This window comes from Bacteroidota bacterium (assembly GCA_018698135.1).
Taxonomy (GTDB): Bacteria; Bacteroidota; Bacteroidia; order CAILMK01; family JAAYUY01; genus JABINZ01.
Genome location: JABINZ010000173.1, coordinates 1 through 9,691, shown reverse-complemented (window position 1 = coordinate 9,691; position 9,691 = coordinate 1). Strand labels below are relative to the sequence as shown.

The window sequence follows — 9,691 nt, the reverse complement described above, 5'->3', positions numbered from 1 at the left end:
TAGACCCTATTTCACCATTTCTTCAACAATGGGTCTGAGAATTAATTAATCAAAAATAAGAAATTGTTATTTCTCATTTAAATTCTGTTCAAGATAATTACAAAAAAAAAGATTTAACTTTCTAGATAGCAGCTACTAGCTAAAACAAAAACAGCTGTTAACAAATTAATTAACAGCTGTTTTAATAATTTAATTTTTGATGATTTAAATAAACTTCATTGTTCTTTCAATAAAGTCATTCAAATCCTTTCCTTTAAGAATATTTTTAGATAAACGGGCTAAATCAACCAATTGACCAACAATTTTTATTTTCTCATCTTCTTCAGCAGTATCAACAATTTTCTTGGCTAAGCTATGATTGGAATTAACAACCAGATTATACATACTGGGCATTGCACCCATGCCAGGCATACCTCCACCTAACTTCGACATTTCACCCATTCTGCGCATAAACTCATCTTCAGTGATAACCACGGCTGCATCATCAGGAGAATGTGGTTCTGCTTTAACTATGATTTTATCATCATTGACCACACTTTTGAAAAGTTCTATAATCGAATCCTGATTTTCTTTTGACAGTACAGATTCCTTCTCTTCTCCTTTATCAATTAACTCATCTACCGAACCAGCATCAATTCTCTTGATTCTTGTTTTTTCCAACTTCTGTTCCAATAAGTTTAAGAAATGCGCATCAATCACTTCATTCATATAAAGTACATTGAATTCTCTTTTTCTGGCGGCTTCCATATAAGTATATTGCTCATCTTTATCAGAAGCATACAACCAAACCTGATCTTTATCTTTATTCTCTTGATTTACCTTTACCAGTTCTTTATATTCCTCAATGGTGTAGAATTTTTCATCAACATCCTGAAGTAGAAAGAAATTGGTTGATTTCTCATAGAATTTATCTTCGGTTAACATACCGTATTTCACAAAAACATCAATATCATTCCATTTTGTCTCGAACTCTTTTCTATCTTTTTTAAAGAGATCGAACAATTTATCAGCTACTTTTCTTATGACATAAGAGCTAATTTTCTTCACATTGCCATCGGCTTGCAAAGCGCTTCTGGAAACATTCAGTGGAATGTCAGGTGAATCGATAACTCCGTGAAGAAGTGTCAAAAATTCAGGAACAATTTCTCCAACTGAATCGGTCACATATACTTGGTTGGAGAATAATTTGATCTTATTCTTTTGCAATTCCATATTGGTTGCCACCTTGGGGAAATACAAAATACCCGTTAAGTTAAACGGATAATCAACATTCAGATGAATCCAAAATAAAGGAGCCTGAGAATATGGATATAGTTCCTCATATAAAGATTTGTAATCTTCGTCAGTTAAATCCTGAGGTTGTTTAGTCCATATAGGATCAGTATTATTTATAATTCTTGGCTTCTCAACCTCTTTTTCAATTTCTTTACCTTCTTTGTCTTTTACACCAGTTTTCTGGCTGATTTTTTCTTTGCCAAAAACAATTTCGAAAGGCATAAATGGACAATACTTATTTAATAATTCCAGTATTCTGCTTTCCTCCAAAAACTCTTCCGAATCTTCTGCAATGTGCAGGGTAATAATTGTACCTCTTGTTTTCTTTTTAGAAACTGTTGTTTTATAATCAACACTTCCTTCGCATTCCCATTTAACTGCTTCTGCATCGCTTAAGTAAGATTTGGTTTGAAACTCAACTTTGTTCGCAACCATAAATGCAGAATAAAAGCCAAGTCCAAAATGTCCGATTATCAGGTTTTTTTCATCTGAACTTTCATACTTCTTCACAAACTCCTCGGCACTTGAAAATGCAATCTGATTGATATATTGCTCAACTTCCTTCTCGGTCATACCAATTCCATTGTCCGAAATTGTTAAGGTTTTCTTTTTATTGTCAACTTTTACCTCAATCTGAAGTTTACCCAATTCACCTGTGTAATCTCCTTTAGCTGCCATTACCTGAATTTTGCGCATGGCATCAGTAGCATTTGAAATAAGTTCCCTAAGGAATATTTCATGATCTGTGTACAGAAATTTCTTGATTATTGGGAAAATGTCTTTTGTATCTACATTAAGATTTCCTTTCTTCATTGTTCTTTTTTTTCTTTTTTTAATTCAGCAGGTATTCTGCCTGCCATGAACGCTTTTGGCAAATACCCTGCCGCCAAAAAAGAATGAAATTTTGACAGTATGCTAAAATAATTGAATGAAATTTAATAGGAATTTGAAATTCTTTCTCCAAATATGGAAGTTCCAATTCGCACCATGGTGCTGCCTTCTTCGATGGCAATTTTATAATCGTCAGACATGCCCATTGACAATTCTTTAAATTCAGCTTGCCCTGTAAAGAATTGAGCTTTTAACTTTTCAAAAACAGCTTTTAAGTAATTGAACTCATCTCTAACCTGATTTTCATCAGGCGTAAAAGTAGCCATGCCCATTAAGCCAATAATGCGTGCATGGGTAAAATCAGCAATTAATGGGTTTCCCAAGAGCTCTTCAATTTCACTTTCATCAAAACCAAATTTACTATCCTCTTCGGCAATATGAACCTGCAATAAACAATTGATAACTCTATTATTTTTCAATCCTTCTTTATGGATAGTTTGCAATAAACTGAAACTGTCAACAGCATGTATTAAATCGATAAAAGGGGCAATATACTTTACTTTATTGCTTTGCAAATGACCAATCATATGCCATTCAATTGGGTGTTCTTTAAACTTTTCGTATCGGTCACAAAGTGCTTGCACATAGTTTTCACCTAATATATTATGGCCAAGTTCAAGTATGGATGCCACTTTTTCATCAGGTTGACGTTTCGAAACAGCAATTAGTTTTACGGCTTCGCCTAATTCTGATTTAATATTCAATAAATTATCCTGATTAATCATTAGTAGCGATTTAAATTTGTGCAACACTTCAGTTGCAAAGTTCTTCTTTATTTTGCACATTAAAACTGGAAATAGCTAATTTTTCGTGTCATGAGTAAATTAAATAATTACCTGTTGATTTTTTCATTACTATTCATAATTTCCTGTGGAGGCAAAAAGAATGAAAAAATTCCGGATGATGTAATTCCTGAAAAAGATATGGTTGGAATTTTAATTGATATTCATTTGGCTGAAGCTGGAGTTTCTTTTTCACGACTTGAAAGAGATTCATTTGATTATTATCTGAGTAATTATTATTTCGATATTTTCAGAAAACATCATATTACAAAAGACGAATTTGACTTTAGTATGAATTTCTATTTGGATAATCCCAATATTCTTCAAGCAGTTTATGAAATCGTGAATGATAGTTTAAATAGCTTGCAACTGATCCAGCCTGAATAATTAATCTCTGTTACCTAAAAATATCATAAGATAATACACAAGAGTTGCAAGAGAACCAATAGCAGCAACCACATAAGTCATAGCAGCCCACTTCAGTCCATCTTTCACAGCTATTTGTTCATTGTTCGTTGTTATATTAGCCGTTTGAAGCCATAAACGTGCTCGACTGCTTGCATCAAATTCAACTGGAAGAGTTATAAAGCTAAATAAAGTTGACAATGCAAATAAAACAATACCTGCCAGCATCAATTGAGGAAAAGTGTTAACAACAAGGATCCCTGCCAAAATGACCCATGTAATTATTCTTGAGCTGAAACTAACAATGGGAACTAAAGCTGATCGAAACCGCAGAAAACTATAGGAAGTTGCATGTTGTACAGCATGTCCACATTCATGAGCAGCAATAGCAGCAGATGCAACACTTCTCCCATTATAAACTTGTTTACTCAGGCTAATTGTTTTTGTTTGTGGATTATAGTGATCAGACAATATACCTGCAGCCACTTTTATTTGCACATCATAAATTCCGTGATCAGCCAACATTTGATTAGCTATTTCTCTACCACTCAAACCTTTATACAGCTCTAATTTACTGTATTTCTTTATCTTAGACTTGAATCTTGAACTAACGATCCAACTTGGAACCATGACTATTATCAACAGTATTATGTAGAAACTCATTTCTTTTTTTTGCCAGTTTTGCAAATTCTATGCAAAGTTTGTGGTTGTGTAAATTAGTAAGCTTTCAACAAATTTGTAACCTAATAGTAAAATGTGTTATATTTGCATAGAATATTAAAGTATTCGATTGCCCTGCAATTTCCCAATATATATTCGAAATAAATCACAACAAGAATACATACCTCATTTAAGTAATTGAAAATTATCTAATTAATTATTAATGTATACAATTGAGCAACTTAATTTCCTTAAGAAAGCTGATCTTAACGAAATTGCAAAAGAAGTAGGTGTAACCTATTATACCCGAATGAAGAAGGAAGAATTGATTGAAAAGATTCTGGCCAAGAAAACGGGTGCTGAAACAAAAGATGAAAAGAAAGCTGTTGAACCTGAAACCAAAGAGGTTCAAAAGACAGAAGGTAAAAATGAAGAACCTTCAAAAGAGGAACTCATTAATTCATTTGTAAAGGAAGAAGCTGCGCAAACCAGAGAGCCTAAACCTGCCAAAGAGATAATCAAGAAAGAGGAACCAAAAAAAATCCAGCATGAACCGAAAGGGCAAGATGATCGTCCAAACAGAGGCCGTGCTAAAGTTTGGCAAAAACCTCCTCAAAATGGATTTAATCTGGAAGGTGTGATTCATAATGACGGTGTACTTGAAATACTACAAGAAGGATATGGATTTCTTCGGTCACCAGATTTTGATTATATGTCTTCTCCAGATGACATTTATGTGTCGCCATCTCAAATAAAACTTTTCAGCTTAAAGACAGGTGATACTATAAAGGGCAGTATTCGTCCTCCAAAGGAAGGAGAAAAATATTTTGCATTAATTCGATTAGAAAGTGTGAATGGACAGGAACCTCATAAAATCAGAGATAGAATTCCTTTTGAGCATTTAACTCCGCTTTTTCCAAATAAGAAATTCAATATCACTGAAAAATCCAATCTGTTAACAACTCGCATTATTGACTTGTTTAGTCCAATTGGCAAAGGGCAACGTGGTTTAATTGTTTCTCAACCAAAATCTGGAAAAACAGTATTATTGCAGGAAATAGCCAATGCCATTGCAAAAAATCATCCTGAGGTATACATGATTATTCTTTTGGTTGATGAACGTCCTGAGGAAGTTACTGATATGGCAAGAAATGTAAATGCCGAAGTCATATCATCCACTTTTGATGAACCAGCTGATAAGCATGTTAAAATTGCAAACATTGTTTTAGAAAAAGCAAAACGGATGGTCGAATCCGGTAACGATGTGGTGATTCTATTGGATTCAATCACACGATTGGCACGTGCATACAATACCGTTTCTCCTGCTTCTGGAAAAGTATTAACAGGAGGAGTTGATTCTAATGCACTACACAAACCAAAAAGATTCTTTGGTGCGGCACGTAATGTTGAAGGCGGTGGAAGTTTAACCATATTAGCTACAGCATTAATTGATACAGGTTCTCGTATGGATGAGGTTATTTTTGAAGAGTTTAAAGGTACCGGTAATATGGAATTACAGCTCGACAGACGCTTGGCAAATAAAAGGATTTATCCTGCCATTGATGTTCCTTCATCAAGTACCAGACGCGAAGAACTAATTATTGATAAGGCATTACTTCAACGTATATGGATTCTACGAAAATATTTGTCCGATATGAATCCTGAAGAAGCTATGCTGTTTTTACAGGACAGAATGAAAAACACCAGATCGAACGAAGAATTTCTGGTTGCAATGAATAGCTAAAATTCGATGTGAAAAACAAAAATTACATTTAAGTGGAAAAAAAATCAAAGAAAATAATCGTTCTCTCCAGTGGCCACCGTGTAAAAGATGAAGCAAAAATTCTGACTGCAATGTTTGAAGAAGGAATGACTCATCTTCACTTACGTAAACATGGATACCCTCGTCATAAAATAGAAGAGCTCCTCAATAGTATTCCTGAAAAATATCACCAACAGATTATATTGCATTCGCATCTTGAATTTGCAAATAAGTTTAATATTGGTGGTATCCATATCACACGTAAGAAAAGAAAAAACTGGTTATTTCTTTTTTTTACTGTCAGCAAATTCAAGAAAAAACCGGGTTTCATTTTAACCACATCTTATCATAGTACACGTAAAATTGAAAATGCCCCTAAATATTATTCTTATTTTCTGCTGAATTCTTTATTTGGAAGTATTCACAAGGGTGGGCGTCATGCCTATAAGGAACCTGATAAGTTAAAAGAGTTTTTAAGAGCAACAAACAGAGATATAGTTGCCTTGGGAGGAATTGATTTGATCAATATTAAATCAGTTACTGAAATTGGATTCAGAGCTGTTGGGTTACATGGCGGTATATGGGGATTTGATAATCCGCTGGAAAAGTTCAAAGATTTGCGAGACGCCTATTTATCCAATTAACAACTCTATACATACAGCCTGATCTCATGATTAGGCTTTTTTTTTCCCATTTATTTCAGTGAATGTTTCAATCATCATATTTAGAAGCATTATTTGATTTTTCTTCTCGATTCCTTAACATTACTTAAAATAATATGTAGGTTTGCAGCACGTTTTTGGGGTGCTCAAAATTACGAGCTGAGATCACACTCATTGAACCTGACCCAGGTAATGCTGGCGCAGGGAAAGATGGATAAGCGTTTCAATTCAGTTTTACCAGCATCCGATTTGTTTAACTTAAGTTTCTAATTATGAAAACATTATCGGGTATTTTATTAGCAGTTCTGCTACCAGTATTAGCTTTTTCTCAATTCAATATGAAAGGTAAAGTAATTGATGCTCAATCAAAACAAATTTTGATTGGTGCAAGTGTCATTATTCAAAACACTTACAGTGGGATGCAAACTAATCAAAGTGGATATTTTGAATTTAGCGATTTAAAAAAGGGAACTTATGTTCTTGAATTTGGTTACATCGGCTACAACAAATTTGAGAAACAAGTTCAATTAAACAAGAATGAAGAATTTATTATCGAATTACAGCCCTCTCCTATTATGCAGGAAGAAGTTATTATTCAGGCTAGCAAGGCAGATGAAAATACACCAGGAACTTTTCAGAATCTTGAGAAAGCAGATATAGAAAGCATTAATCTCGGAAAGGATTTACCGATGTTACTCGACCTGACACCTTCCGTAGTAAGTACATCAGATGCAGGTGCCGGAGTTGGTTACACCAATTTATGGATAAGGGGTACTGATATGCAACGCATTAACGTAACCATTAATGGGATTCCATTTAATGATGCTGAATCGCACAGTGTATACTTTGTTGACTTGCCGGATTTAGCCAGCTCCACCAATAGCATACAAATTCAGCGTGGCGTAGGTACATCTACCAATGGTGCTGCAGCATTTGGAGCCAGTATAAATATTCAGACCAATGGAATACGGGACAAAGCTTATGCTGATCTGAATAATTCGTTTGGCTCATTTAATACCCGAAAGCACAGTTTATCAGCAGGTACAGGATTAATCAATAATAAATGGTCATTCGATGCTCGCTTATCAAAAATAAGCTCGGATGGTTATATCGATCGGGCAACATCTGATCTACAATCATACCATGTTTCAGGAGCCTGGTATGGTAAAAACAGCTTACTGAAAATTAATATCATGTCAGGCTTAGAAGAAACCTATCAGGCTTGGTATGGAGTCCCAAAAGACTTACTTGAAACAAATCGCACATTTAATCCATATACCTACGAAAATGAAGTGGATCATTACCAACAAGATCATTATCAGATCCATTATTCAGGAACTATTGGCAAAACCCTAAGCTATAATACTGCTCTTCATTATACAAGAGGTTATGGCTACTATGAACAATATAAAAATGATAGAGACTTTGATAAATATGGCTTAGAAACTATTCAGTTGAATGATACGCTCATGAAAATAGGTAATGAAAATTACATTTTCCCGGATAGTACAATTTACTCAACTGATCTGATTCAACGTAAATGGCTCGACAACCATTTCTATGGTTTGCTGGCTTCGATCAAATACGATAATCACAAGAAACTAAATGCCATCCTTAGCACAGGCTGGAATCGATATGATGGTGATCATTATGGAAATATTATCTGGGCACAATTTGCCAGTAATGGAGCCAAAGATCATCAGTGGTATTTCAATTCAGGTTTAAAAACTGATTTTAATGTCTTTGCCAAAGCAAACTATCAACTAACAAATAAACTATTCCTTTATGGAGATATCCAACTCCGATCCATCCATTATTCTATCGAAGGAAATCATGATGATTTACGTGATTTAGGGATGGAGAAACAATATGTTTTCCTGAATCCAAAAGCTGGTTTTTTATATAAATACAATGCAAAACATCAATCCTATTTTGCTTTTGCAGTGGCCAACCGCGAGCCCAATCGTTCCAACTTTCGAGATGCTGATGTAGGACAATTACCTTTAGCTGAAAAACTCACTGATTTTGAACTGGGTCATAAATACCATAACAACAAATTACAATTTGAAGCCAATGCCTATTTCATGAATTATATGAACCAATTGGTACTAACAGGTGAAATCAATAATGTTGGTGATCCTATCATGACCAATGTCGACCAAAGCTACAGAGCAGGTTTGGAGTTTGTGTCAAATATTAAATTCAATAAAAAGCTGAGTTGGACAGCCAACTTAACCTTAAGCCAAAATAGGATTATTGATTTCAAAGAATATGTTGACAACTGGAGCTATTGGGATGATCCGGCCAATGAACTATTTCAATACGAAAAAGAACTAGGTACCACCGATATTGCTTTTTCTCCAAATATCATTGCATCAAGTATTTTCAATTATAAGCCCATAAAAGGACTTTCACTTGGTTTACAAACAAAATATGTAGGCAAACAGTTTATCGATAACACCTCTAATGATGAAAGGTCTTTAGATGCTTACGTTATCAACAATGTACTGATTTCGTATGAGTTGCCTCTTAAATCTGTTAAGAAAGTTCAATTTCAACTTCACTTAAATAATATCTTGAACGAAAAGTATGAAAGCAATGCTTGGGTATACAGATATTATTATGGAGGCGATCATTATGAAGATTATGGTTATTTCCCTCAAGCAGGATTTAATTTCCTGACAGGAGTAAATATTAGCTTCTAAGATAAATCAAAATTTTTATTATATATCGAATACAAATTCTGAAATTTGGGCTATTCTCAAAATTCTGAATTTGTATTATGGTAAAGAAAAAAGAAGTCAGTCAACGCTTTGTTGGTCAATATAAACTGGAATGCCCTGTTTGCAATCATGATAGTTTCTGGACACGTGAAACCCTGATGAACACGCCTGGCATGACCATCTTAGGTCTGGATTGGGCAAACAAAACAGCAACTAATTATGTTTGCGATAATTGCGGTTATATTCTGTGGTTTGCAAAATAATAAAAATGAAAACAGAAGCCTATAAAAATCAAATAGATTGGTTGCTAACAGGAGATCCTGCTATTGTTTATCAAACAAAAAGAGATCTGCTACATGCTGATTCACAAGAGTTGATACTTGATCAGGATAAAATTCTTACTGAAGGCTGGGGGAAAAGACTTCTGGAAAAGCAGGAAGAGAATGGCACCTGGAAAAATACACTGTATTCCCCCAAATTTCAATCTACTTTTTATTCGCTATTATTACTTAAAAATTTAAGAGCACCACT

General features: G+C 34.3%; 9 protein-coding genes and 1 riboswitch. Of the genes, 6 read left to right on the top strand and 3 right to left on the bottom strand.

Annotated elements, in window-relative coordinates; genetic code table 11:
* Window positions 1-204 precede the first annotated feature (204 nt).
* Together htpG and HOG71_11485 are read right to left on the bottom strand one after the other, a co-directional pair.
* A complete protein-coding gene (gene htpG / locus HOG71_11490) occupies window positions 205-2,088 on the bottom strand; it encodes a molecular chaperone HtpG (GenBank protein MBT5991462.1) in 1,884 nt (627 codons plus the stop codon).
* A 122-nt stretch (window positions 2,089-2,210) separates the two neighbouring features.
* Window positions 2,211-2,891, bottom strand: a complete 681-nt coding sequence (locus HOG71_11485) for a YggS family pyridoxal phosphate-dependent enzyme (GenBank protein MBT5991461.1) — start codon at window positions 2,889-2,891, stop codon at window positions 2,211-2,213.
* A gap of 90 nt (window positions 2,892-2,981) precedes the next feature.
* Here HOG71_11485 and HOG71_11480 point away from each other — a divergent pair, with 90 nt between their 5' ends.
* A complete protein-coding gene (locus HOG71_11480; protein ID MBT5991460.1) occupies window positions 2,982-3,335 on the top strand; it encodes a DUF4296 domain-containing protein in 354 nt (117 codons plus the stop codon).
* Here HOG71_11480 and HOG71_11475 read toward each other — a convergent pair whose 3' ends face one another.
* On the bottom strand, window positions 3,336-4,016 hold the full coding sequence (locus tag HOG71_11475) for a zinc metallopeptidase (GenBank protein ID MBT5991459.1): 681 nt from the start codon (window positions 4,014-4,016) through the stop codon (window positions 3,336-3,338).
* A gap of 220 nt (window positions 4,017-4,236) precedes the next feature.
* On the opposite strand from HOG71_11475, the gene rho reads away from it, so the two are divergent.
* From rho to HOG71_11450, 5 genes are all read left to right on the top strand, one after another.
* The gene (gene rho, locus HOG71_11470) at window positions 4,237-5,757 is read left to right on the top strand and encodes a transcription termination factor Rho (protein MBT5991458.1); all 1,521 of its coding nucleotides are present in this window, start codon (window positions 4,237-4,239) and stop codon (window positions 5,755-5,757) included.
* 32 nt (window positions 5,758-5,789) lie between these two features.
* On the top strand, window positions 5,790-6,419 hold the full coding sequence (locus HOG71_11465) for a thiamine phosphate synthase (GenBank protein ID MBT5991457.1): 630 nt from the start codon (window positions 5,790-5,792) through the stop codon (window positions 6,417-6,419).
* A gap of 146 nt (window positions 6,420-6,565) precedes the next feature.
* Window positions 6,566-6,661: riboswitch (TPP riboswitch) on the top strand.
* Between the two features lie 48 nt (window positions 6,662-6,709).
* Window positions 6,710-9,142, top strand: a complete 2,433-nt coding sequence (locus HOG71_11460) for a TonB-dependent receptor (protein MBT5991456.1) — start codon at window positions 6,710-6,712, stop codon at window positions 9,140-9,142.
* Between the two features lie 77 nt (window positions 9,143-9,219).
* Complete coding sequence (locus tag HOG71_11455; protein ID MBT5991455.1) at window positions 9,220-9,423, top strand: hypothetical protein; 204 nt, start codon at window positions 9,220-9,222, stop codon at window positions 9,421-9,423.
* 5 nt (window positions 9,424-9,428) lie between these two features.
* Window positions 9,429-9,691: hypothetical protein (locus HOG71_11450; GenBank protein ID MBT5991454.1), on the top strand; the 263-nt coding region annotated here is incomplete at its 3' end.

Coding starts and splice junctions, on each gene's coding strand:
- htpG (MBT5991462.1), bottom strand. CDS start 2,088: ATGAAGAAAGGAAATCTTAATGTAGATACAAAAGACATTTTCCCAATA.
- HOG71_11485 (MBT5991461.1), bottom strand. CDS start 2,891: ATGATTAATCAGGATAATTTATTGAATATTAAATCAGAATTAGGCGAA.
- HOG71_11480 (MBT5991460.1), top strand. CDS start 2,982: ATGAGTAAATTAAATAATTACCTGTTGATTTTTTCATTACTATTCATA.
- HOG71_11475 (MBT5991459.1), bottom strand. CDS start 4,016: ATGAGTTTCTACATAATACTGTTGATAATAGTCATGGTTCCAAGTTGG.
- rho (MBT5991458.1), top strand. CDS start 4,237: ATGTATACAATTGAGCAACTTAATTTCCTTAAGAAAGCTGATCTTAAC.
- HOG71_11460 (MBT5991456.1), top strand. CDS start 6,710: ATGAAAACATTATCGGGTATTTTATTAGCAGTTCTGCTACCAGTATTA.
- HOG71_11455 (MBT5991455.1), top strand. CDS start 9,220: ATGGTAAAGAAAAAAGAAGTCAGTCAACGCTTTGTTGGTCAATATAAA.